Source organism: Micromonospora sp. LZ37 (assembly GCF_059359015.1).
On sequence record NZ_JCADBL010000009.1, the window covers coordinates 66,681 to 89,910 of the forward strand.

Here is a 23,230-nt window from a genome sequence, read left to right on the forward strand (position 1 = left end):
GGTGAGACTGTGGCCCGGGTCTCAGCCGGAAGCAGCCTTGCGTTCATTCTGTTCACCGCAGTGAAGTGTCGACGTGACGACGACCTGATCAGAGGGGACATGACCGCACGGAAGTGGAGCATCGCGGCACAGCTCTTCGCCCTGCAGGCGCTGGTCGTCACCCTGCTCGTCGCCGCCGGCGCGGTCGGCGCCGCCCTCCTCGCCCGCGCCGACGCCCGGGAGGCCGCCACGGACGAGGTGCTCGCGGTGGCCGAGACGGTCGCCCGGTCGCCCGAGGTGATCGCCGCGCTGCGCGCCCCCGACCCGGCGGCCACGCTCCAGCCGTACGCCGAATCGGTGCGGACCGGGACGGGCACGGACTTCGTGGTGGTGATGGCCCCGGACCGGACCCGGTACTCCCACCCCGACCCGGCCCGGATCGGCCAGCCGTTCATCGGCGACATCGGCCCGGCCCTGGCCGGCCGCCCGTACACGGTGGTCAACACCGGCACCCTCGGCGAGTCGGTGCGCGCCGTGGTGCCGGTACGCGGCGCGGACGGCACGGTGGCCGGGCTGGTCTCGGTCGGCATCACCACCGAGTCGATCAACCAGCGGCTGCTGGGCCGGGCACCCGCCCTGCTCGCCGTCACGGCGGCGGTGCTGGCCCTGGCGGGGCTGAGCTCCTGGCTGCTGAGCCGGCGACTGCGGCGGCAGACCCACGGCCTCGGCCCGGCCCAGATGACCCGGATGTACGAGTACTACGACGCGGTCCTGCACTCGGTCGGCGAGGGACTGGTGGTCGTCGACGCCGGTGGGCGGATCGCACTGGTCAACGACGAGGGACGCCGCCTGCTGGGGATCGACCCGGACGCGGCGGTGGTCGACCGGCCGCTCACCGGCCTGGGCCTGCCCCCGGCGCTGGTCGAGCTGGTCACCTCCGGCCGGGCGGCGCACGACGAGCTGATCCTCACCGGCGACCGGGCGCTGGTCGCCAACCAGCGTCCGACCGCGCTCGACGGCCACGCCCAGGGCAGTGTGCTGACCCTGCGCGACCACACCGAGCTGCGCGCGCTCAGCAGCGAGCTGGACTCGGTGCGCGGGCTCACCGAGGCGCTGCGCGCCCAGGCGCACGAGGCCGCCAACCGGCTGCACACCGTGCTCACCCTGGTCGAGCTGGGGCGGACCGACGAGGCCGTCCGGCTGGCCACCGAGGAGCTGGCCCTGGCCCAGCAGCTCACCGACCAGGTGGTCGGGGCGATCGCCGAGCCGGCGCTCGCCGCGCTGCTGCTCGGCAAGTCCGCCCAGGCGGCGGAGCGGGGCGTCGAGCTGAGCGTCGATCCGCAGTCCCGGCTCGACGTGGGCGCGCTGCCCACCGCCGACCTGCTCACCGTCGTGGGCAACCTGGTCGACAACGCCCTGGAGGCGGTCGCCACGGCGGAACCACCCCGACGGGTACGCGTCCGCGTGGTCGCCACCGACGGGGAGGTCGTGGTGGAGGTGACCGACAACGGTCCCGGACTGCCCCCGGACCAGGTCGCCGACGCGTTCCGCCGCGGCTGGTCGACCAAGCGCGCCGGCCGAGGGCTGGGGCTGGCCCTGGTCGGGCAGGTCGTCGCCCGCCACGGCGGCCGGTACGAGGTGGTCGGCGCGCCGGAGGGCGGCACCGTCTTCCTCATCCGGCTGCCGGTGCGGCTGGAGACGCCGGCGTGAGCGAGGAGATCCGGGTGCTCATCGTGGAGGACGAGGAGCTGATCGCGCAGGCGCACCGGGTGTACACCGAGCGGATCCCCGGGTTCCGGGTGGTGGCGGTGGTGCCGACCGCCAGCGCGGCGATGAGCGTGCTGCGCTCCGGCGACCAGGTGGACCTGGTGCTGCTCGACTTCAACCTGCCGGACCTGCACGGGCTGGAGGTGTGCCGGGCGATGCGGGCCGCGGGCAGCTCCGCCGACGTCCTCGCGGTCACCTCGGCCCGGGACCTGAGCATGGTCCGCGCGGCGGTCGCCCTCGGGGTGACCCACTACCTGCTCAAGCCGTTCACCTTCGCCGCCTTCCGCGACAAGCTGGAACGGTACGCCGCGTACCGGGCGCAGGCGTCGGGCGGCGGCGCGGTGGCGGCGCAGCACGAGGTGGACCGGATGCTCGCCACGCTGCGCGGGACCGCGCCGGGCACCCTGCCCAAGGGGCTCGTCGCGCCGACCCTCGACGCGGTGCTGGCGGCGCTGCGCAGCCGTCCCGGGCAGTCGGCGTCGGAGGTGGCCGAGCGGACCGGCATGTCCCGGGTCACCGCCCGGCGCTATCTGGAGCACCTGGCCGACACCGGCCGGGTGGTCCGGAGCCCCCGCTACGGGACGCCGGGACGCCCGGAGGTCGAGTACCGGCCGGTCTGACCGGCGTGGCCTCAGTGCTGGCCGGGGGTGAGTCGGATCCGGCGCAGCAGTTGCGCGTTGAGCGCCACCACGAGGGTGGAGGCGGACATCAGCACCGCCCCGACGGCCGGGGAGAGGGTGATCCCGGCCCAGGCCAGCGCGCCGGCCGCGAGCGGGATCGCCACCACGTTGTACCCGGCCGCCCAGGCCAGGTTCTGCACCATCTTCCGGTACGACGCCCGGGACAGCCGGATCACCGCGGTGACCCCGCGCGGGTCGGAGGAGGCCAGGACGACCCCGGCCGACTCGATCGCCACGTCGGTGCCGGCGCCGATGGCCAGACCGACGTCGGCGCGGGCCAGGGCGGGCGCGTCGTTGACCCCGTCGCCGACCATCGCCACGGTCAGCCCCCGGGCCCGCAGGTCGGCGACCACCCGGTCCTTGTCGGCGGGGAGGACCTCGGCGAAGACCTCGTCGACGCCGGGGCGGAAGCCCAGGTCGGCGGCGACCGCCTCGGCGACCGGCCGGGCGTCCCCGGTGATCATGGCGATCGTCCGGACGCCCTGCGCGCGCAGCTCGGCGATGGCCGCGCGGGCCTCGGGACGTACCTCGTCCTCCAGCGCGAAGGCGCCGACCGCGGTGGCCCGTCCGGTCTCCGGCCGGCGGACCAGGTGCAGCACCACCGCGCCCCGGGCCGACCAGTCCCGGGTGACGCCGGCCAGTTCGTCGCCGACGGTGGCGTCCAGTTCCCGCAGCAGGGCGGGGCCGCCCACCGCCCAGGTGGTGCCGTCGACGACGGCCTGCACGCCCCGGCCGGTCAGGGACCGGAAGTCCTGGGCGACCGCCCGCAGTCCCCGGTCGTGCGCGACCGTCGTCAGGGCCTTGGCGAGGGGGTGTTCGCTGTCGGCCTCGACGGCGCCGGCGACGCGCAGCACCTCCTCCTCGCTGACGCCCGGGGCCGCGGCGGTCCCGGTGACGGTGTGCCGGCCCAGGGTCAGGGTGCCGGTCTTGTCGAAGAGCACCGCGTCCACGGTGCGCATCCGCTCCAGGGCGAGCCGGTCCTTGACCAGGATGCCGGCCCGCGCCGACAGCGCGGTGGAGAGCGCGATCACCAGCGGGATGGCCAGCCCGAGGGCGTGCGGGCAGGCGATCACCAGCACCGTCACGGTGCGGACCACGGACTGGTCCGGGTCGCCCAGCGCCCACCACAGCCCGAAGGTGACCAGCGCGGCGGCCGCGGCGACGTAGAAGAGAGTCGCGGCGAACCGGTCGGCGAGCACCTGGGCGCGTCCGCTGGAGGCCTGCGCCTGGGCGACGAGCCTCCCGATACCGGCCAGGGCGGTGTCCTCGCCGACGGCGTCGACGCGTACCCGCAGCGAGGAGTCGGTGGCCACGGTGCCGGCCACCACCCGGTCCCCGACGGCCCGCGGCACCGGGCGGGACTCCCCCGTGATCATCGACTCGTCCAGTTCGGCGCCGCCGTCGACGATCACGCCGTCGGCCGGCACCCGGCCACCGGAGCGGACCAGCACCACGTCGTCGACCCGCAGCTCGGCGACCGGCACCCGGTGCACGCCGCCGTCCCCGGCGACCCGTTCGGCGTCGTCGGGCAGCAGGGCGGCCAGCGCGGCGAGCGCGCCGTGGGCCTGGCCGATCGCCTTCATCTCCTGCCAGTGGCCCAGCAGCATGATGGTCACCAGGGCGGCCAGCTCCCACCAGAAGTCCAGGTCGAAGGCGCCGACGCTGGTCGCCAGCGAGGCGAGCCAGGCCACGGTGATGGCCATCGAGACCAGCAGCATCATGCCCGGGGCGCCGTCGCGCACCTCGCGGACGCCGCCGACCAGGAACGGCCAACCGCCGTAGCAGAAGACGACCGAGCCGAGGACCGGGCCGACCAGGTCGATCCCCGGGAAGTCGAGGGTGTAGCCGAACCAGTCCATCACCATGTGACTGGTCACGATGATGGGCAGGGTGAGGGCCAGGCTCAGCCAGAACTTGCGGCGGAACTGCTCGGGGTCGTGACCGGCGTGCTTGTCGTGCCCGGCGGCGGGTTCGTGTCTCATGCCGTCCACCTCCGCCGCCACCGTCCGCCCCCCGAGGGGTGAGGGATCGCACACCCGCCCGCTCATGATGCTGCGCCCCGCCGGCCGGCACGGCGGAATCGGCGCGGACGACCCCGGCGGCGGTGCTCAGGGCCGGCTCGGGCCCCCCGGGGCGAAGCGGGCGAGGGGGTTGACCAGGGTGCCGACGAGTTGCAGGGCGCCGGCCGGGTCGGCGAGGTCGACCATCTGCTGGTTGTCCCGCAGCTGGAGCCGGTTGAGGCAGGAGAGCGCGAACTCCGGGGCGAAGAGGTCGTACCGGCGCAGCCGGTCGGCCAGGTGCGGCACCCGGTCGGCGTAGTCGGCCGCGCACCCGGCGACCGTCCGCCAGAAGGCCTCCTCGTCCAGGACGCCCTCGGTGACCAGGATGGCGCCGAGGTGACGCAGGAAGCCGTCGAGGACGTCGGTGAAGATCGACAGCAGCCTCATCTCCTCGGGGACGTCGGCCCGGATCCGTCGCACCGGCGGGGGCAGGTCGGCCTCCGGGTCCATCACCACGATCTCCTCGGCGATGTCCTTGAAGATCGCCCGCTCCACCGTCGCACCGTCGAGGACCAGGATGACGTTCTCGCCGTGCGGCATGAAGGCCAGGTCGTGGGCGTAGAAGCTGTGCAGCAGCGGGGTGAGGTAGGCGTCGAGGTAGCGGCGCAGCCACGCCTCGGGGGTCAGCCCCGACCGGGCGATCAGCGCGGCGGCCAGCGACCGGCCGTCGGCGTCCGTGTGCAGCAGGGCGGCCATGCTGGCCAGCCGCCGGCCCGGCGCCAGGCCGGGGACCGGGCTCTCCCGCCACAACGCGGCCAGCATCTTCCGGTACGGGGAGTACCGGTCGGTCGCCGCCTCGTACTGCCGGTGCCGGTAGCCGATGGCGGCCCGCTCCCGGATGATCGTCAACCCGGTCTCCCGGAGCACCTCGTCGCCGGCGATCAGCGCGGCGAGCCAGTCGTTGATCGCCGGGGTGGCCTCCATGTACGCGGCGGAGAGCCCGCGCATGAAGCCCATGTTCAGCACGGAGAGCGCGGTCTTGACGTAGTGCCGGGTCGGGTCGGTCAGGTTGAAGAAGGTGCGGATGGACTGCTGGGCGAGGTGCTCGTCCGGGCCGGGACCGAGGCAGACCAGCCGGCGCTGCGCCACCTCGGCGGCGAAGGTGACGGCGAGCTTGTTCTCCCACTGCCACGGGTGCACCGGGAGGAAGAAGTAGTCGGCGGGGTCGAGGCCGAGCCCGCTGAGGGTGTCGGTGAAGCCGGCGAGGGTGTCGGCGCCGAGTTCGCCGCGGATCAGACTGTCGTGGTCGAGCTCCGGCGAGCAGGTGAAGGTGGTGTGGTCGCGGTGGGCGGCCAGCCAGACGAGGCGTACCGGGTGGGCGGCCTCCGGGGCGTACCGGTGGTAGTCGTGCAGGCCGAAGCCGATCCGGCCGTTGTTGGCGACGAAGCCGGGGTGGCCCTCGGTCAGCCGGGTCTCGATGGTCTGGAAGTCGGCGTGGGCCAGGTCGGCGGCGGCCACCGCCGGCCGGGTCAGCTTGTACGCGGTGCTGGCCAGGGTGGAGCTGATCTCCTCCAGGTAGACGGGGAGGACCCGGTCGCCGAGGCCCAGCGCGCCGCGCAGCTCGACGCAGAGGTCGAGGGCGTCCAACGGCAGCTCGGTCTCGCCCCGGTGGCGGGTGATGCTGTCGGCGTCGATCCACCAGTGCTCCAGGGCCAGCAGCCGGGCGGCGAACCGGTACGCGACCGTGCTGTCGTCGCTGCGTACCTGGTAGCGGCGCTGCTCCGGCGGCGGGCCGGACGGCTCCGGGTCCAGCGGTTCGGGGGTGAGCAGCCGCTCGTGGGCGAACTCGGCGAGGGCCTTGCGGACCAGCAGCCGGTTGGCCCGGGCCCAGGTCTCCGGCGTCAGGTGGTCGAGCGGGTTCACGCGGGTACGTCTCCTCGGGTGGCGGCGTGGAACTTCTCCCGGGTGCAGACGCTGAGCAGCGCGTCCTTCTCGGGCTTGGCGACGGTGCCGACGACGGTGAAGCCGACGGCGGCGTTGAGCCGGTGCACGGCGGTGTTGCGGACGTCCGGCTCGACCACCACGCGACGGGTCGCCGGGTCGGCGAAGAGCCACCCCACGACGGTGGTGATCACGGCCCGGGTGAAGCCGCGCGCCGGGGTGTCGCTGGGCGCGCAGAGGAAGTGCATGCCCACGTCCCCGGGGCGGGCGTCGTGGAGTCCGACCAGCTCGACGTGCGCGGGATCGTAGCGCTCGGCGAGGAAGGCCGGCCGGCCGCGCCAGAGCCCGACGAAGGCGTCGTGGTGCGGGTGGGCGGCGATCCGCCGGTACTCCTCGGCGACCCGGGCCACGTCGGCGTCGCCCATCAGCCAGAACGCGGCCTTGGGGTGGGTCACCCAGCCGTGCAGCAGCGCGGCGTCGGCGTCCGGGTCGAGGGTACGCAGCGCGAACTCGCCGAGCCGGTCGTCGACCCGGCGGTGGACGACGGCGGTCACGAGGTGGCTCCCACCGGCGCGCCGAACTCCTGGAAGGTGATGCTCCTCTCGATCGGGTAGTGCTCCCGGCCGAGCAGCTCGCGGATGATCCACGAGTTGCGGTACGGGCCCATGCCCAGGTCGGGTGAGGTGATGCTGTGCGTGTGGGTGCCGGCGTTCTGGAGGAAGATGCCCCGCCCGGTGTGATCGATGCTGTAGTTGCGGGCCACGTCGAACCGGCCGTGCGAGTCCCAGCGGATCCGGTCCCGTACCGGGGTGAGGAACTCGGGCACCCGGTAGCGGTAGCCGGTGGCCAGGACGAGTCCCTCGGTCTCCAGGGTGAAGTCGCGGCCCTGCTCGACGTGGCGCAGCCCCAGCGTGTACGTCCCGCGCGCCGCGTCGTGGGCGGCGCTGGTCAGCGCCGTGCCGGTCAGCAGCCGGGTCGGCACCGGGCCGTGCACGCTGCGGGCGTAGAGCAGGTCGTAGATGTCGTTGATCAGGTCGGCGTTGATCCCCTTGAACAGCGGCTTCTGCGCGGACTCCAGCTCGTAGCGGGTCGCCTCCGGCAGGGCGTGGAAGTAGTCCACGTAGTCCGGCGAGGTCATCTCCAGGGTCAGCTTGGTGTATTCGAGGGGGAAGAAGCGCGGTGAGCGGGTGACCCAGTTCAGCTGGTAGCCGTGGGCGTCGATGTCGGCGAGCAGGTCGTGGTAGATCTCCGCCGCGCTCTGCCCGCTGCCGACCACGGTGATGCTCCGCTTCGCGCGCAGCGCGGCCCGGTGCTCCCGGTACCGCGAGTTGTGCAGCACGTCGCCGCCGAGCCCCCGGCACGCGTCGGGCACGTGCGGCGGGGTGCCGGTGCCGAGCACCAGGTGCCGGGCCCGGTGGGTGACCGGTTCCCCGGCGACCGTGGCGTGCACGACGTACCGGTCGTCGACCGGGTCGTGCACGACGGCGGTGACCTGGTGGCCGAAGCGCACGGAGGGCAGCTTCGCGGCGGCCCACCGACAGTAGTCGTTGTACTCGCCGCGCAGCGGGAAGAAGCTCTCCCGGATGTAGAACGGGTAGAGCCGTCCGGTCTCCTTCAGGTAGCTCAGGAAGGAGTACGGGGAGGTGGGGTCGGCGAGGCTGACCAGGTCGGCGATGAACGGTGTCTGCAGCCGGGTCGACTCCAGCAGCATGCCGGGGTGCCAGTCGAACTCGGCCCGGGCCTCCAGGAAGAGGCCGTCGAGGTCGTCGATCGGCGCGGTCAGGCAGGCCAGCCCGAGGTTGTACGGGCCCAGCCCGATCGCGATGAAGTCGTGCGTCGACACGGGGTTCTCCATGGTGGGGTGCTCAGGCGACCGGGCAGGACAGCTCGGCGGCGGTCCGGGTCCGCACGTACCGGCTGGCGTGCCCGGCGATCAGGTCGAGGACGTGGGCCACGTCGTCGAGCGTGGTCTCGGGGTTGAGCAGGGTCAGCTTCAGGTGGTGGGCGCCGTCCACCCGGGTCCCGGCGACCAGGGCGGCGCCGGAGGCGGCCAGCGCCTCCCGGGCGTACAGGTTGGCCTCGTCGGCGAGGAGCCCCTCGTCGGCGAGGAGCCGTCCCGGCCCGGCCGGCAGGTAGCGGAAGACCACCGTGCTCAGCGGTGACCGGGTCACCACCTCGAAGCGGGGGTCCTCGGTGAGCAGCCGCCAGACGTCGGCCGCCCGGTCCAGGACCTCGTCGAAGAGCGCGCCGACCGCGTCCGGCCCCATGATCCGCAGGGTGAGCCAGAGCTTCAGGGCGTCGAAGCGCCGGGTGGTCTGGATGCTCTTGTCGACCTGGTTGGGGATCCGCTGGGTCACCGCCCGGGCCGGGTTGAGGTAGTCGGCGTGCCAGGTGGCGTGCCGCAGCACCCGCCGGTCGCGGACCAGCAGGGCGCTGGAGCTGACCGGCTGGAAGAAGGACTTGTGGTAGTCGACGGTCACCGAGTCGGCCCGCTCGATGCCGTCGAGCAGGTGCCGCCGGGTCGGCGACACCAGCAACCCGCAGCCGTACGCCGCGTCGACGTGCAGCCACACGCCGGCGGCGGCGCAGCGCTCGGCGATCGGCGGCAGCGGGTCGATGGTGCCGAAGTCGGTGGTGCCGGCGGTGGCGACCACGGCCATCACCACCAGGCCGTCGCGCCGGCACCGGTCGATCTCCCGCCTCAGCTCGGTGACGTCCATCCGCCGGTCGGCGTCGGTGGCCACGGTGACGACCGCGTCCGCGCCGAGGCCGAGCAGTTTCGCCGCCTTCTGGACGCTGAAGTGCCCGGCCGCCGAGGTGAGGATCCGCAGCCGGGAGAGCAGCTGCGGGCGAGGGGGGCGGGCGCCCGGGGCGCCGGCGGCCCGGGCACAGGCCTCCTCCCGGGCCAGCAGCATCGCCTGGAGGTTGGACTGGGTCCCGCCGCTGGTGAAGATCCCGTCCGCGTCGGGTCCGAGGCCGATCCGCTCGGCCGTCCAGTCGACCAGCCGCCGCTCGATCAGGGTGGCGCCGGCGCTCTGGTCCCAGGTGTCCAGTGAGGAGTTGACGGCGCTGAGCACCGCCTCGCCGAGCAGGGCGGGGATCACCACCGGACAGTTCAGGTGCGCCAGGTAGCGGGGGTGGTGGAAGTAGACGGCGTCGCGCAGGTAGACGTCCTGGAGTTCGTCGAGGGCGGCCTCGGTGCCGCCCAGTGGCTCGTCGAGGTCGATCCCGGCGATCCGCGGGGCCAGCTCGTCCGGGGTGACGCCGGTGAACGGCCGCTCCGCGCCGGCCACCCGGGTCGCCACCCGCTCGATCCCGTCGGCGAGCACCCGCCGGTACCGCTCGACCGAGCCGGCGGTGAGCAGGTGGGCGCGGGCGGGTGAGCCGGGTGCCACCCGGGTCGGAGGTGTCTCGACGGTGCTGCCGGGCAGGCTCATGGCGGTCCTCATCGGTCGAAAGAGAGCACAGTGGACGGCGTCCTCGGCTCGGATGATCGAGTTGAGTTAGGATAGCCTAACCTAAAGGAGAGGGCGCATTCGCCGCACCGATGGCGGAAATCCGGCCGGGAGTCGGCCCGGGCCACGCTGCGGGCACCGCCGTCCGTCTCCTCCCTCGGTAGGAGACGGCGCTCCGACCACCGGCCGCGACCGCGGCCCCCGGTCGGGCGCGATCCGCCGGGCGGCTCAGCAGCATCTACAGGTATGACTACCGCACTGCACCGGGCGGCACACTGGCACCGCCCCCTGATGCTCCTCGTCGCGGCGATGGCGGGGCTCGCCGTCGTCTGCGCGGTCGGCCTCGCCGCCGACCCGCGCGTCCTCACCGGCGCGCCGATCTGGCTCAAGCCGTTGAAGTTCTCCGTCTCCTTCGTGCTGTACGGCGCCACCCTCGCCTGGATGCTCTCCCTGCTGCCCCGGCGCAGCCGGATCGCGGAGTGGGCGGCGACGGTCATCGTGGCGATGGCGGTGCTGGAGATGGCGTTGATCGTCGGGCAGGTGATCCGCGGTACGACCAGCCACTTCAACGACACGACCCCGCTGAACACCGCCTTGTTCGCCGCGATGGGTGCGTCGATCATGGTGCTGCTCTTCGCGCACTTCGTCATCGGGATCGTGGTGCTGCAACGGCGGATCCCCGATCGGGTCGCCGCCCGCGCGGTCGGCTGGGGGCTCGGCCTGTCCCTGCTGGGCATGCTGGCGGCGGTGCCGATGGTGCTGCCCGCCCAGGGGCCCGGGATCGACGGGATCAGCGGGGCGCACAGCGTGGGCGTAGCGGACGGCGGTCCCGGGCTGCCGCTGGTCGGCTGGAGCACCACCGGCGGGGACCTGCGGATCGGGCACTTCGTGGGACTGCACGCGCTGCAGGCGCTGCCGATCCTGGCGATCCTGTTGAGCCGGTTCCTCGGCACCCGGCTGGACGAGCGCACCCGGGTGCGGCTGCTGGTCGTCGCGGGCGGCGCCTACGGCGTACTCACGGTGCTGTTGACCTGGCAGGCCCTGCGCGGGCAGCCGCTGCTGCGCCCGGACGCGGTCACGCTGGCCGCCGGGGCGGCCCTGGCGCTCGCGACCGCGACCGCCGCCGGCGCGGTGCTGGCCCGGCGGCGCGCGCCGGAACTGGCGCTGGCCGCATGACCGCCGCGCTGTTCTCGCTGACCTTCACGCTGGCGGCACCGTTCTGGGCGCTGATGATCCTGCTCCCGCGCTGGTCCTGGACCGCCCGGATCGTCTCCTCCCCGCTGATCGTGCTGCCGGTCCTGGCGATCTACGCGCTGCTGGTGCTTCCGGCGTTCGACGAGGTGCTGCCGGTCGTCACGGCGCCGACCCTGGTGGGCGTGCGCGACCTGCTTGGCACCGCGGACGGCGCGGCGGCGGCCTGGGCGCACATGCTCGCGTTCGACCTGTTCGCCGGTCGGTGGGCATGGCTCGACAGCCGGGAACGGGGGGTGCCGGCGCTGGTCATGGCCCCGGTGCTGGTGCTGACGATCCTGCTCGGGCCGCTCGGCCTGGCCGCCTACCTCGGAGTCCGAAGCTGGTGGGTCCGCCCGGCGGTGGCTGCTGCCGGCGAGCCGCAGCGCCTAGGCTGACCGGCGTGGGGTGGACAGGGCGGCTGTTCGATGCGCGCGACACGTTCGTGCGGATGCTGCTGCTCGACCTCAGCGGCGTCGGCTACCTGGTCTTCACCGTCCACGAGGGACGCGGGGCGACGACGACCCAGTGGGTCCTCGCGACGGTCGCGTTCGCCGCCGCCCTGGTCCTGCACCGCCGGCCGCTGGTCAACCTGGTGGCGCAGGCCGCGCTGCTGGCGGTCGCGATCGCCCTGATCGACGACACCACGATCAACCAGGTGGGCGCCAGCTGGGCGTTGCTGGAGCTGACCATGTGGGCGCACCGGCCAGCGACCATCTGGCTGGCCGCCGGGCTGCTGGCCACGGTCGACCTCGCCGACTCGATCGGCGATCCGTTCCGACGGTTCGCCTCCGGCGTGTTCGGGCTGACCGTGGAGGTCGGCCTGCCGCTGCTGCTCGGCATGGTCATCCGGACCACCCGGGAACTCGGCCGGCAGGCCGAGCAGCGGGCCGCGGCGGAGCAGCGGCGGCGCGAGTCGGAGAGCCGTGCCGCGCGCGCCGACGAGCGCAGCGCCATCGCCCGCGAGCTGCACGACGTGGTCGCGCACCACGTGGCGTCGATGGTGCTGCGGGTCGGCGTGGCCCGGCACGTGCTGACCGACCTCGACCCGCGGGTGGGCGAGGTCTTCGACGACGTGCACGGCACCGGGACCGCGGCCCTGGCGGACCTGCGGCGGCTGGTCGCGGTCCTGCGCGACCCCGACGGGGTACGCGGCGACGCGGCGTTGACCGCGATCGAGCCGGCGGCGCTGCCGGCGGCGCTCGGCGCGACGGTCGACCGGGCCCGTCAGGCCGGCGTCACGGTGGAGGCCGACATCGCCCCGGCGGTCGGTGCGCTCGACGCGGTCCGGGGGCTGGCGGTGCTGCGCCTGACCCAGGAGGCGCTGACCAACGTGGCCAAGCACGCGGGTACGTCCGCGCGAGCCCGCCTGACGGTCGCCGTGGTGGACGGGGACGTCCACTGGGAGGTCTCGGACGACGGGCGCGGCTCGGTGCCGGTGGCGGTACCGCCCGGCGGCGGTCACGGCCTCACCGGCATGCGCGAGCGCGTCGAGGTGCTCGGCGGCCGACTGGAGGCCGGCCCGGCCGGCGCGGGTTGGCGGGTCCGCACCGTCCTGCCGTCGGTTCGCGGGTCCGACCCGGCGCCGGCGGCGGCCGTCCCGCCGGCACCCCGCCCTGCCGCGGCCACGGCCGCACCGCACCCGCCGGAGCTGCGATGATCCGCGTCCTGCTGGTCGACGACCAGCACCTCATCCGGGCGGGCCTGCGGATGCTCTGCGACGCCCAGCCCGACCTCGAGGTCGTCGGCGAGGCCGACAACGGGCGCGGAGCGATCAGCCTCGCCGCGCGGCTCGTCCCGGACGTCGTCGTCATGGACCTGCGGATGCCCGGCGTCGACGGGATCACCGCGACCAGCCGCATCCTCGCCGACCGGCCCGCCACCCGCGTCCTGGTGCTGACCACGTTCGGCGACGACGACCACCTCTATCCGGCGCTGACCGCCGGCGCCTGCGGTTTCCTGCTCAAGGACGCGCCCCCCGCCGACCTGCTCGACGGCATCCGCCGGGCCGCCGCCGGCGACAGCCCGTTCAGTCAGGAGGTGCTGCGGCGGCTGGTCCAGCGCGCGGTGCACGCCCGCCTCGAGGCGCCGCGACCGGCCCCGGGACTGACCGCCCGCGAACAGGACGTGCTGAACCTGGTCGCCGAGGGCCTGTCCAACACGGAGATCGCCGACCGGCTCCACATCGGCGTCACCACGGTCAAGACCCACATCACCAGCCTGATGACCAAGACCAACAGCCCCAACCGGGTACGCCTGGCCCTGTTCGCCCGGGGTGCCTGAGCGGCGCCGGTCTCCGTCGGGTCAGCCGGCCACGGTGCGGGCCTCGCGGTCCTCGGCCTTCGTCGCGGCCAGCCGCCGCGCCCGATCCTGGGCGCCGATCAGGTCGTCGGGCAGCGCCGCGAAGGCGCCCCGGGGGGGCGAACGGGAACATCGCGCCGATGTACACCGCTTCCAGGTCCCGGCCGGCCGCCTCGATCCTGCGGGCGACCTTCTCCGGCGCGGTGCCGCACGACGCGGCGGGCTACCCCGCTCCGGCCGACGTCGCGGCGGCGGTCCGCCGCCGGCGCGTCGTGGTCGGGCCGACCGACGGCGCGAGGGCGGTGATCCCGCCCCTGCCGGGCGACGGGCCGATGTCGGTATCACCGGCAGGTCATCGACGCGCTCCCGGCGCCGGTGTGCCGCCGCGCGGGGCGCAGTTGTTGCTCTTACGCTCGACCGTCTGTTCGGTGTCGTCGACGGTGATGCCCGACGGTGAGCCGTCGAACCAGGTCTCGACCTTCTCCCAGCCGCGGCGCTGCTCGTAGTGCAGGTGCGGTGCGCCGGAGTTGCCGGTGCTGCCGACCCGGCCGAGCTGGTCGCCCTGGGCGACCCGCTGACCGACCCGGACCAGCGGCGGTTCGAGCAGGTGCAGGTACTGCGTCTCCCACCTGCCGCCGTGGTCGATCTTCACCCAGTAACCGCCGCCGCGGCCACGCGGGCCGTCCGGGTCGTCCGGGGTGCGGCCGCCCAGGGATCCGTTGATCCCCGCGACCGTGACCGTGCCGGCGTAGGACGCGAGCACCGGCCGTCCCCACGCCTCACCCGTGGTGGGGAAGAGGTCGACGTCGTAGTCGTCGTGGCCGGGGTAGGTGCTCAGCCGCCAGGTCTCCCCGCAGGGCACGGGGAGTTGGAAGAGCGGGCGCGGACCCGGTGGCCGCAGGAGCGGCACGACGACCAGCGCGACGGCGAGGACGGCCGCGACCGCGCCGACCACGAGGAGGGTACGGACCGGGCGGCTGCGGCCGCGCCGGTGGGTGCGTGTTCTGGCGGGCGAGCCGGTGGTCACCGGACCGAGCATGGCACATGCCGGCAAGGCGCCGCCGTCGTCGGAGGCCACCCGGTGCCCTCGGCCGGGGTCACCTTCGACCCCGCCGGCCCGGGCCCACGGTGACCGGTGGACCGAACCGGACCGGGACGCCGGGCGAGTAGAGCACGCTGACCGGCGGTCCGGTCGGCGCCGGCAGCCCGGCCGCCGTGACCAGTTCGTCGTCCAGGTGCAGCAGCTCGGCCCGGTGCAGCGGCCAGCGGGGATGCCAGTTCGGCAGGTGCAGCGTGCGCCCGTACGCCCGGGTGTGCAGGCCCCACCGGGCGGTGACGAAGTGCTCCAGCGGGGTCGGCTCGGCGATCGGCCCACCCACCCGGACCTCCATCCGGCTCGCGGTACCGGCCGGGCCGGGCCAGCGACGCCGGCACCGGTAGGTGAGGCGGTCACCGTCGCGGTCCAGCCGCATCGCCGACCACAGGTACGGCAGCCGCAGCGTCACCCGGGCGACCAGCACCGGGACCAGCCGGGACGCGTCCAGCGAGCGGAACACCACCGCGCGCCGGCCGGCGCCGTCGACCGAGTAGAGCCGGACGTTGGTCTCCCAGAAGCTGCCGAGGTAGGGCACCCCCGGGCCGCGGCCGAGGCCCAGCCCGACCATGCGGAAGCCGATCAGGCCGACGTGACTGAGCCCGTCGAGGGTGTCCGGTCGGGTGCCGGCGGGCAGCAGGGGCGCGACCAGCTCCGGCGCGACCGCCCAGTGCAGGAAGGTGAGGTCCTCCCAGCGTTGCCGCAGGACCGCGCGCGGGAACGCCTGCCCGGGTGCGGCCTCGACCGGATCGATGTCCACGTGCTCATCCTGCCCGGTGTCGGCGGACGGGCCGGTCATCCGGGTCCGCCCGCGCGGCGACGATGGCGTCCGACAGTGCCATCGGCTCACTGACTGTTCGGTCAGGGATTGCGTCGAAAGGCGGTGCACGGGCCGCCCGGTCTCTACGCTTCGAACTCACTCCGACAGCAGCGGCGTAGCGTCCGCGGCCCCTCGCCCCTCCGCTCCTCCCCCGTTTCCCAGTGCGGCCGACATCTCGACGTAACTGACAAGGAAGACGCAGTGGACGCAGAAAGCGGCACCTGGCTCGTCCGCAGGACGGTCCGGCAAGCGGTCACCAACCTCCGGCGGGACCCGGACGCCCCGCCGGGCCTCACCGAACACGCCGACGCCGTCGGCGCTCTCCTCAACGACCTCATCGGCTGCGTACTGGCCGAGGAGACCTGGCCGGGGCCGCTGGTGCTCGTCTCCCTGTGCAGGAAACTGCGCATCGACCGCGCGGGGCTGGACGTCCTCGCGCACCACACCCTCACCGCGCTCCTCGCCCAGCAGCCGGGCCCGGCGGCGCTCGTGCGGGCCGGCGCCACCTTCGCCGCGGCGAACTGCCACCTGCCCCCGCCGGAGGTCTCCGACGCCCCACCGGCGACCTCGGCCCTCCCCGACGGGCCGGGCGGGCCCACGGCCCACCTGCCGATGCCACCCACCTGGACGTGCAGCGGCTGCGCCGGGGAGTGGCCGTGCGCGACGAAGCAGCGTCACCTCCTGGCCGAGTTCGGCGGATCCCGCCCCGCTCTCGCCATGTATCTCGGCTCGTGCTTCAGCGCCGCGCTGTTCGACCTGCCGGCCGTCGACCGACGACAGCTGCGACACCGCTTCCTGGGCTGGCTTCCCCGGGGACCACGCGGGTGACGGGCCGGCGACCGGGACGGCCGCCGGCCCGCCCGGTCTCAGCCGCCGCTCACGGTGAGCGTGTCGACGTCGAAGAGGGAGCCGGCGCCACCGGTGAAGACCAGGTGCAGCGGTCCCGTGCCGGTGCCGGTGAGCGTCGTGTTGACCGTCTGGAAGCTCTCCCAGCCCCCGGTGTTCGGTACGGTCACCGACCCGAGCAGCGGCCCGGTCGACGAGCCGGACCGGATCTGGATGGCGCCCCCGGCGCCGCCGGACGAGATCCGCGCGGAGAAGCCCGTCCGGCCGGCCGTGCTCACCTGGGCGTACCCGGCCCAGTCGCCGTTGTTGACGTAGCCGAGGGTCCGGCCGCCACTGGCCGGGGCGTGGTTGGCGATCTGCACGCCGGCCGAGGACGTGTAGGACTCCCCTTCCACGGTCACCGGGGACGCGGTCAGCTCCTTGATGCGTATGTTGCGGAACGAGACGTCGTCGCCGGTGCCGTGGTTCTGGATGCCGATGTGGCCCTGTTGAAGGCTGCGGGTCGGATCGGTGTTGGTGAAGTCGTTGACCCGTACCCCGTTGAGGAACACCTGCACCCGCTCGCCCTGCACCAGCAGCTCGTAGGTGTTCCAGGCGCCGGGCGGATTGACGGCGGCGTCGCGGGCGGCCACGTCGGGTGCCTTGACCGCGTAGACGGCGCCCGTGGTGCGCTCCGGCACGTCGGTCGCGTCGAGCTGGATCTCGTAGCCGTCCCGGGTGCCGGACCAGGGTGACGAGGAGGGCGGATAGCCGATCAGCACACCGGAGTTGTCGTCTCCGGCGAGCCGCCAGTCCAGCTTCAACGAGTACGACCGGAACTCCTTCGCCGAGTACCAGAAGGTGCCCAGGCCCCCGAACGAGCTGAGCGTGGCGTCGGTGTTGGTGAACCCGCCCGGTCCGGCCTGGGACCAGCCGGTGGTGGAGCCGTCGTAGAGGGTGGTGTAGCCGGTCTCCGCGCGGCAGTCGGCCTTCGCCCAGCCGGCCGCGTACCGGATACCGCCCAGCAGGTGCGCCCGGAACGCCGCGTCGGAGTACGACGCCTGGGTGTGACCGCCGCCGGTGTAGAACGCCCGGCCGGCGGACTGCGGGTGGCACCAGGCGATGGGGTGGTCGCCCATGGTCCCGCCGGAGTAGCTGGCCTCGTCGAGGCTGGCCAGCACCCGTGCCGAGGACCGGGGGTTGGTGCGGTAGTTGTACCACTCGTCGGTGCGGGTCCAGCTGCGCGGCAGGTGTGCGGTGGCCGGGTGGGCGCGGTTCTCGACCCGTACGGTGGCCTGCTGGATGGCGGGGTGGGAGGCGAACCAGGCTCCGACGAGCTGGCCGTACCACGGCCAGTTGTACTCGGTGTCGGCGGCCGAGTGCACGCCGACGAAGCCGCCGCCGCCGTTGACGTACGCCTCGAACGCGCTCTGCTGGGTGGCGTCGAGGACGTCGCCGGTGGTGTTGAGGAAGACCACCGCGCGGAACCGGGCGAGGTTCGTGGCGGTGAACGCGGCGGCGTCCTCGGTGGCGGTGACGGTGAAGTTGTTCGCCGCGCCCAGCTCCCGTACGGCCTGGGTGCCGACGGCGATCGAGTCGTGCCGGAAACCGGCGGTCTTGGAGAAGACCAGCACCTGGTAGGCCGGGTCGGCGGCCAGCGCCGGCGGTGCCGGGGCGAGGCTGCCGGCCAGCAGCGCGGCGGTCAGGGCCGCGATCACGCGGCCTGCTCTGGAGAAGATCATGACGGTCCCTTCAGGACAGCGTGAACGAATCGACGTCGAACAGGAACCCGGTGCCGGCGCCGGTGTAGACCAGGAACAACGGGCCGGAGCCGGCGGCCGTGAGGGTGGTGGAGACGGTCTGGAAGGTGTCCCATCCACCGGTGGACGGCACGGTGACCGTGCCGAGCAGGGCGCCGGTGGACGAGCCGGCGCGCACCTGGATCGTGCCGCCCGTCGCGGCCGAGGAGATCCGGGCCGCGAACTTGGTCCGGCCGGCGGTGGGGACCGTGGCGTACCCGGTCCAGTCGCCGTTGTTGACGTAGCCGACGGTCCGACCGGCGTTGGCGTTGGGGTGGCTGGCCACCTGCACCCCGGACTGGGAGCTGTACGACTCGGCCTCGACGGGCGGGGTGAAGGTGAACGCGTCGAGGTCGAAGAGGTTGCCGGTGCCGCCGGTGAAGACGAGGAAGAGCGGGCCGGAGCCGCTGGGAGCCGCGGCCAGCGCCGTACTCACGGTGGTGAAGCTCTCCCAGCTTCCGGTCACCGGCACGGTGACCGACCCGAGCAGGGTGCCGGTGGACGAGCCGGCGCGCACCTGGATAACGCCGCCGGCTCCGGCGGAGGAGACCCGCGCGGTGAAGGTGGCGGCTCCGCTGAGCCGGTACGGCTGGAAGGAGATCCAGTCACCGTTGTTGACGAACCCGACGGTCTTGCCGCCCTCGGCGTTGACGTGGTCGACGACCTGGATGCCGACCTGCCCGAAGTGGTGCTCGGCCTGCCGGTGCCGGGGTTGCAGCACCGCCCGCGCGTGGGTGGTCAGCCCACCGGCGTCGGTGTACTCGGCGTCGAAGACGCCGTAGAGGTTGGCCGAGGCGTCGTGCTCGCCGTCGACCGGCACGGTGATCGACCCGGTGCAGCCGGTCTTCGAGGTGAGCGCGTGGTCGTGGCTGTCGTGGCCGATCAGGTAGGTGACGGTGACCTTGGCGCAGTCGACCGTGCCGTCCTCGGCGTCGGTCACGGTGACGGTGAACGGCACCGTGTCGCCGAAGGCGAAGAGCTGGCCGGCGGCCGGGCTGACGAGGGTCACCACGGGTGCGGTGTTGCCGACGGTGATCGGCACGCTGGCGGTGGCGGTGAGCCCGGTCGGGTCCGTCACGGTCAGGGTGGCGGTGTACTGGCCGTTGGTGGTGTAGGTGTGCGACGGGTTAGCCGCGGTGGAGGTGCCGCCGTCGCCGAAGGTCCACCGGTGGCTGAGCGTGCCGCCCTCGGGGTCGGAGCTGCCGGCGGAGGAGAACGTCACGGTCAGGGGCGCCGCCCCGGAGGTCCGGTTCGCCGAGGCCTTGGCCACGGGCGCCTTGGGGCCGGGCTTGTACTCGACCCGGTAGAGGGCGACGTTTGTCGAGGAGGTGCCGTAGTCGAGCACGTACAGCGCCCCGTCCGGCCCGAACGCCATGTCCATCACCTGGGTGCCCTGCCACGGGAAGGAGGCGATGGAGCCCGGCGAGCCGTCGGCGTTGACGTCGATCGCCTTGATCCACTTGCGGCCGTACTCGCCGGCGAAGTAGTGGCCGTCGAGGTCGGCCGGGAACTTGACCGACGAGTTCAGGGCCGCGTCGTAGCGGTAGACCGGTCCACCCATCGGGGACTCGGAGCCGCTGCCGAACTCCGGGGGTGAGCCGGCCGAGCCGCCGTACCGGATCCAGGACGCCTTGGCCGGCGGCAGCGTGGTGAGGCCGGTGTTGCGGAACGAGTTGTTGGTCGGGCCGGCCGCGCAGGCGTACTTCGCGCCGCCGGTGCCGGTGGCGAAGTCCCACTCGTGGTAGGTCTCCTCCGGGGTGTTGGTGCCGGTGCAGTACGGCCAGCCGTAGTTGCCGGGCCCCGGGATGCGGTCGAACTCCACCTGCCCGGCCGGGCCCCGGCCGGTGATCGCGCCGCCGTCCGGCCCGTAGTCACCGAGGTAGACCACGCCGGTGGCCCGGTCAACGCTCATCCGGAAGGGGTTGCGGAAGCCCATCGCGTAGATCTCCGGCCGGGTCTTCGCGGTGCCGACGGGGAAGAGGTTTCCCGACGGGATGGAGTACGAGCCGTCCGCGTTCACCTTGATCCGCAGCAGCTTGCCCCGCAGGTCGTTGGTGTTGGCCGAGCTGCGTTGGGCGTCGAACTGCGGGTTGCGCTCGGTCCGCTCGTCGATCGGTGACGAGCCGGCGGACTCGAAGGGGTTGGTGTCGTCGCCGGTGGTCAGGTAGAGGTTGCCGGCGGCGTCGAAGTCGATGTCCCCGCCGACGTGGCAGCAGAGGCCCCGGTCGGACGGCACCTTCAGCACCACCTTCTCCGAGGCGAGGTCCAGCGTGCCGGCGGTGGTGAGCACGAAGCGGGACAGCCACAGCTCGCCCTTCCAGGCGATCCAGTCGGTGGCGGTGCCGGTCTTCGGGGCGTCTCCCGCCGGGGTGCTCAGCTTCGGCGAGTAGTAGAGGTAGACGTGGCGGTTGCTGGCGAAGTTGGGGTCGACCGCGACCCCTTGGAGACCCTCCTCGTCGTGGGTGTAGACGGTCAGCTTGCCGGCGACGCTGGTGTTGCCGGCGGCGTCGGTCAGCCGCACCGTGCCGTCGCGGGCGGTGTGCAGCACCGACCGGTTCGGCAGCACGGCCAACGACATCGCCTGGCCCAGTTCGGCCGAGCCGATCGCCAGGGTCACCTGCTGGTAGTCGGCCGGGTCGATGGTGGTGTGGGCGGTGGCGGGGGTGGTGGCGCCGGTGACGGCGACCACGCTGCCGGTGACGCTGAGCAGGGCGGCGTGCAGCAGCCGCGACCAGCGCCTCCGTGGGTACGGGGACATGGGCGTCTTCCTCTCCTGAGCTGGGGGTCAGCCAGGCAGAGCGCGCGCCGCCGCGCTGGATGCCGGTGGTGGGGCGTTGGTGGTGGGGCGGTGGTGCGGGGCGGTGTCGGGCTGGCGGGTGCCGAGGCCGCCAGCGGGCGGGCGGGAGCTATCCGGTGCGCGCCGACGGGCCGCGCGGGGCGGCCGCCGGTGAGGTGCCGACGGTGGTCGGGTCGGCGAGGACCCGGTCGACGACCACGCCCGCCGCGCCACGCGCGGCGGCCGTGAAGCCGAGGTTCGAGGCGACGAAACGGCACCGGGCGGCGGGCCCGGCGACGGCGAGGCGGTCCAGTTCCCGCTGCGCGGTGGGGAGCAGCCGGTCCGCGAGGGTGGCGAAGTAGCCGCCGAGCACGATCACCCGCGGGTTCACCAGGTTGACCAGGATCGCCCCGCCCAGGCCGAGCCAGCGCCCCACCTGCGCGACGGCGGCCTCGGCGGCCGGCTCGCCGGCCGCCAGCCACCGGCCGATCTCGCGCAGCCGTTCCTCGGGGTCGCGGACCCGGTCGGCGTGCGGCTGGTCGGGGGTGATCAGGCGGACCAGTTCCGCCAGCCCGACCTTTGTCTCCCAGCATCCGGTCCGGCCGCAGCCGCACCGGCGTCCGGCCGGGTCGACCGGGAGGTGGCCCACCTCGCCGGAGAAGCCCTCGGCGCCGCGCAGCAGCCGTCCCCCGATGATCATGCCGCCGCCGACGCCGACCTCACCGGTGAGGTAGACCAGGTGGTCGGTGCCGGCGGCGACGCCGTAGGTGTACTCGGCGAGCGCGGCGAGGTTGGCGTCGTTGTCGACCCCCACCGGGAGGTCCGGCGGCAGCGCGGCGCGGAGCCGTTCGGCCAGCGGCAGCTGCCGCCAGCCCAGGTTCGGGGCGAGGACGACCAGGCCGCGCTCGACGTCGATCAGGCCGGGCACCGCGACGACCACGCCGGCCGCCGGCGCGTCCCGTCGCCGCAGGTCGCGCAGCGCGTCGCGGATCACCTCGACGAGCTGGTCGACCGCCCCGTCCGGGCCGCTGCCGGCTGCGTCGATGGCCGTCCGCCGCTCGATGACCGGCCGACCGGCCAGGTCGATGCCGTGCACGCCCAGGTAGTCGACGTTGATCTCCACGCCGAGCGCGCCCACCGTGGCGCCGTCGAGGGCGAGGACGCGCCCCGGCCGCCCGGCGGTGCCCGAGCGTTGCAGGCCGACCTCCCGTACCAGGCGACGGGTCAGCAGCTCGTCGACGAGGCTGGAGACGGTGGCCTTGTGCAGGCCGGTGCCGGTGGCGATGGTCGCCCGCGACCGGGGGCCGTGTTCGCGCAGGTGGACCAGGACGCGGCTGAGGTTGGCCCGCCGCAACGACAGCTGGTCGGTGGGCGCGGTGGTGACCGGTGGCGCCGCGGTACGCTCCCGGCCGGTCATCTCCGCCCCATTTCGTCTGGTGGCCAGACTAATCAAGCATGGCGATGCATCGATGGCAATAGGCGTCCTGCGCAGTGGGCGGTGCGTCGATCGGCGCTGTTGATCGACTCGTCGAACGTCAGGACACCACGTTGCCAGAAACGTAACCTCATGGTTACGCTTCGAGCGTGGACGAGGTGGCGGGCGCGATCGCCGATCCGGTGCGGCGGGAGATCCTGCTGATGCTGCGCGACGAGCCACTCTCGGCCGGCCAGATCGCCGACCGGTTCGCGATCAGCCGACCGGCCGTCAGCCGTCACCTGCGCGTGCTGCGCGAGGCCGGCCTGGTACGCGACACGGCCGACGGACGCCGGCGTGTCTACACACTGGTCGCCGCGCCGCTCGATGAGCTGGCCGGGTGGCTGGGACGGCTGATGCGCCCGTCGGGCTGGCAGCACCGCCTCGACGCGCTGGAGACCGAGGTCTACCGCGCCCGCCGCGAGCGGCACACCGCCGCCGGGTGGCAACCATCCCAGAAGGAGACCGCGTGAGCCCGACACCCACCGGCCGGCTGTTCGGCGACGATCTCGTGCTGACCCGCACGTTCCGCGCTCCCGTGGGAGACGTCTGGGCGAGCCTCACCGATCCGGCGCGCACGGCACGCTGGTTCGGCCCGTGGCAGGGCGACGCGGCGCCGGGACGCACGATCAAGGTGCAGATGGCGCACGAGGAGGGCAAGCCCTGGATGGACATGACCATCGACGCGTGCGAGCCGCCGCGCCGGCTGGCGGTCTCCGCCGTGGACGAGCAGGGCGGTTGGCACCTGGACCTGGTGCTGGTCGAGCGCGCGGGCCTGACCGAGCTTCGGTTCACGCAGCACCTGACCGGTACGGAGGGCGTCGGCGAGATCGGACCGGGCTGGGAGTACTACCTCGACGCGCTGGTAGCCTCGCGCGCCGGACAGCCGATGCCGGACTTCGACGACTACTACCCGGCGATGAAGGAGCACTTCGAGACCCAGCGATAGGGACGCAGGCCACATGACGCTCGAAACCTCGGGTAACAGGTCGACGCCAGTCGCTCGACGCACAGCCACATAGACGTCATTGGGGCGCTCCACAAGAGCGTGACCCGTGCCCGCAGGATCGGGTTGAATACCGTGGTGATC

19 protein-coding genes are annotated in these 23,230 nt (G+C 73.6%); 9 read left to right on the plus strand and 10 right to left on the minus strand.

Annotated features, from left to right (window positions below; all coding sequences use genetic code 11):
- The first annotated feature begins 99 nt into the window (after positions 1–99).
- Positions 100–1,689 carry an ATP-binding protein gene (locus tag AC5L3Z_RS19185; RefSeq protein WP_494843849.1) on the plus strand — a complete coding sequence of 530 codons (1,590 nt, stop codon included), beginning with the start codon at positions 100–102 and terminating at the stop codon, positions 1,687–1,689.
- Positions 1,686–2,366, plus strand: coding sequence for a response regulator (locus AC5L3Z_RS19190; protein ID WP_494843850.1), 681 nt, complete (start codon positions 1,686–1,688; stop codon positions 2,364–2,366). The genes AC5L3Z_RS19185 and AC5L3Z_RS19190 overlap by 4 nt, the downstream gene beginning before the upstream one ends.
- Before the next feature lie 11 nt (positions 2,367–2,377).
- Here the strand turns inward: AC5L3Z_RS19190 and AC5L3Z_RS19195 are convergent, their stop codons facing one another.
- The 5 genes from AC5L3Z_RS19195 to AC5L3Z_RS19215 form a co-directional block, all read right to left on the minus strand.
- Positions 2,378–4,408, minus strand: a complete 2,031-nt coding sequence (locus tag AC5L3Z_RS19195; RefSeq protein WP_494843852.1) for a heavy metal translocating P-type ATPase — start codon at positions 4,406–4,408, stop codon at positions 2,378–2,380.
- A 126-nt stretch (positions 4,409–4,534) separates the two neighbouring features.
- On the minus strand, positions 4,535–6,349 hold the full coding sequence (locus tag AC5L3Z_RS19200) for an IucA/IucC family protein (protein ID WP_494843853.1): 1,815 nt from the start codon (positions 6,347–6,349) through the stop codon (positions 4,535–4,537).
- On the minus strand, positions 6,346–6,921 hold the full coding sequence (locus tag AC5L3Z_RS19205; protein ID WP_494843854.1) for a GNAT family N-acetyltransferase: 576 nt from the start codon (positions 6,919–6,921) through the stop codon (positions 6,346–6,348). Before AC5L3Z_RS19205 ends, AC5L3Z_RS19200 begins: the two co-directional genes overlap by 4 nt.
- Positions 6,918–8,210, minus strand: coding sequence for a lysine N(6)-hydroxylase/L-ornithine N(5)-oxygenase family protein (locus AC5L3Z_RS19210; RefSeq protein WP_494843855.1), 1,293 nt, complete (start codon positions 8,208–8,210; stop codon positions 6,918–6,920). The genes AC5L3Z_RS19205 and AC5L3Z_RS19210 overlap by 4 nt, the downstream gene beginning before the upstream one ends.
- A 22-nt stretch (positions 8,211–8,232) precedes the next feature.
- Positions 8,233–9,804, minus strand: a complete 1,572-nt coding sequence (locus tag AC5L3Z_RS19215) for a pyridoxal phosphate-dependent decarboxylase family protein (RefSeq protein WP_494844164.1) — start codon at positions 9,802–9,804, stop codon at positions 8,233–8,235.
- 264 nt (positions 9,805–10,068) lie between these two features.
- On the opposite strand from AC5L3Z_RS19215, the gene AC5L3Z_RS19220 reads away from it, so the two are divergent.
- The 4 genes from AC5L3Z_RS19220 to AC5L3Z_RS19235 are packed head-to-tail and all read left to right on the plus strand — an operon-like array spanning position 10,069 to position 13,335.
- Positions 10,069–10,998: a hypothetical protein gene (locus AC5L3Z_RS19220; protein WP_494843857.1), complete on the plus strand. Its 930-nt coding sequence runs from the start codon at positions 10,069–10,071 to the stop codon at positions 10,996–10,998.
- Positions 10,995–11,450, plus strand: a complete 456-nt coding sequence (locus AC5L3Z_RS19225; protein WP_494843859.1) for an ABA4-like family protein — start codon at positions 10,995–10,997, stop codon at positions 11,448–11,450. Before AC5L3Z_RS19220 ends, AC5L3Z_RS19225 begins: the two co-directional genes overlap by 4 nt.
- A 5-nt stretch (positions 11,451–11,455) precedes the next feature.
- Entirely contained in the window at positions 11,456–12,712 is a 1,257-nt protein-coding gene (locus AC5L3Z_RS19230; protein ID WP_494843861.1) for a sensor histidine kinase, read from the plus strand.
- A complete protein-coding gene (locus AC5L3Z_RS19235; protein WP_494843863.1) occupies positions 12,709–13,335 on the plus strand; it encodes a response regulator transcription factor in 627 nt (208 codons plus the stop codon). The genes AC5L3Z_RS19230 and AC5L3Z_RS19235 overlap by 4 nt, the downstream gene beginning before the upstream one ends.
- 370 nt (positions 13,336–13,705) lie before the next feature.
- Here the strand turns inward: AC5L3Z_RS19235 and AC5L3Z_RS19240 are convergent, their stop codons facing one another.
- Both AC5L3Z_RS19240 and AC5L3Z_RS19245 read right to left on the minus strand, forming a co-directional pair.
- Positions 13,706–14,392, minus strand: a complete 687-nt coding sequence (locus tag AC5L3Z_RS19240; RefSeq protein ID WP_494843865.1) for a M23 family metallopeptidase — start codon at positions 14,390–14,392, stop codon at positions 13,706–13,708.
- Positions 14,393–14,450: 58 nt separating this feature from the next.
- Positions 14,451–15,206, minus strand: coding sequence for a YqjF family protein (locus AC5L3Z_RS19245; RefSeq protein WP_494843867.1), 756 nt, complete (start codon positions 15,204–15,206; stop codon positions 14,451–14,453).
- A 261-nt stretch (positions 15,207–15,467) separates the two neighbouring features.
- On the opposite strand from AC5L3Z_RS19245, the gene AC5L3Z_RS19250 reads away from it, so the two are divergent.
- On the plus strand, positions 15,468–16,094 hold the full coding sequence (locus AC5L3Z_RS19250; protein WP_494843869.1) for a hypothetical protein: 627 nt from the start codon (positions 15,468–15,470) through the stop codon (positions 16,092–16,094).
- Positions 16,095–16,132: 38 nt separating this feature from the next.
- On the opposite strand, the gene AC5L3Z_RS19255 is transcribed toward AC5L3Z_RS19250, so the two are convergent.
- The 3 genes from AC5L3Z_RS19255 to AC5L3Z_RS19265 all read right to left on the minus strand — a co-directional run bounded on the left by AC5L3Z_RS19255 (position 16,133) and on the right by AC5L3Z_RS19265 (position 22,083).
- Complete coding sequence (locus tag AC5L3Z_RS19255; protein WP_494843870.1) at positions 16,133–17,833, minus strand: ThuA domain-containing protein; 1,701 nt, start codon at positions 17,831–17,833, stop codon at positions 16,133–16,135.
- A gap of 10 nt (positions 17,834–17,843) precedes the next feature.
- Positions 17,844–20,648, minus strand: coding sequence for a carbohydrate-binding protein (locus AC5L3Z_RS19260; RefSeq protein ID WP_494843872.1), 2,805 nt, complete (start codon positions 20,646–20,648; stop codon positions 17,844–17,846).
- Positions 20,649–20,796: 148 nt separating this feature from the next.
- The gene (locus tag AC5L3Z_RS19265; protein WP_494843873.1) at positions 20,797–22,083 is read right to left on the minus strand and encodes an ROK family transcriptional regulator; all 1,287 of its coding nucleotides are present in this window, start codon (positions 22,081–22,083) and stop codon (positions 20,797–20,799) included.
- 167 nt (positions 22,084–22,250) lie between these two features.
- Between AC5L3Z_RS19265 and AC5L3Z_RS19270 the strand changes: the two genes are divergently transcribed.
- Both AC5L3Z_RS19270 and AC5L3Z_RS19275 read left to right on the plus strand, forming a co-directional pair.
- On the plus strand, positions 22,251–22,613 hold the full coding sequence (locus AC5L3Z_RS19270; RefSeq protein WP_494843875.1) for a metalloregulator ArsR/SmtB family transcription factor: 363 nt from the start codon (positions 22,251–22,253) through the stop codon (positions 22,611–22,613).
- Positions 22,610–23,089: an SRPBCC family protein gene (locus tag AC5L3Z_RS19275; protein ID WP_494843876.1), complete on the plus strand. Its 480-nt coding sequence runs from the start codon at positions 22,610–22,612 to the stop codon at positions 23,087–23,089. The genes AC5L3Z_RS19270 and AC5L3Z_RS19275 overlap by 4 nt, the downstream gene beginning before the upstream one ends.
- Positions 23,090–23,230: the final 141 nt, after the last annotated feature.

Coding starts and splice junctions, on each gene's coding strand:
- AC5L3Z_RS19260 (WP_494843872.1), bottom strand. CDS start 20,648: ATGTCCCCGTACCCACGGAGGCGCTGGTCGCGGCTGCTGCACGCCGCC.
- AC5L3Z_RS19255 (WP_494843870.1), bottom strand. CDS start 17,833: ATGATCTTCTCCAGAGCAGGCCGCGTGATCGCGGCCCTGACCGCCGCG.
- AC5L3Z_RS19195 (WP_494843852.1), bottom strand. CDS start 4,408: ATGAGACACGAACCCGCCGCCGGGCACGACAAGCACGCCGGTCACGAC.
- AC5L3Z_RS19265 (WP_494843873.1), bottom strand. CDS start 22,083: ATGACCGGCCGGGAGCGTACCGCGGCGCCACCGGTCACCACCGCGCCC.
- AC5L3Z_RS19220 (WP_494843857.1), top strand. CDS start 10,069: ATGACTACCGCACTGCACCGGGCGGCACACTGGCACCGCCCCCTGATG.
- AC5L3Z_RS19240 (WP_494843865.1), bottom strand. CDS start 14,392: ATGCTCGGTCCGGTGACCACCGGCTCGCCCGCCAGAACACGCACCCAC.
- AC5L3Z_RS19185 (WP_494843849.1), top strand. CDS start 100: ATGACCGCACGGAAGTGGAGCATCGCGGCACAGCTCTTCGCCCTGCAG.
- AC5L3Z_RS19225 (WP_494843859.1), top strand. CDS start 10,995: ATGACCGCCGCGCTGTTCTCGCTGACCTTCACGCTGGCGGCACCGTTC.
- AC5L3Z_RS19215 (WP_494844164.1), bottom strand. CDS start 9,804: ATGAGCCTGCCCGGCAGCACCGTCGAGACACCTCCGACCCGGGTGGCA.
- AC5L3Z_RS19235 (WP_494843863.1), top strand. CDS start 12,709: ATGATCCGCGTCCTGCTGGTCGACGACCAGCACCTCATCCGGGCGGGC.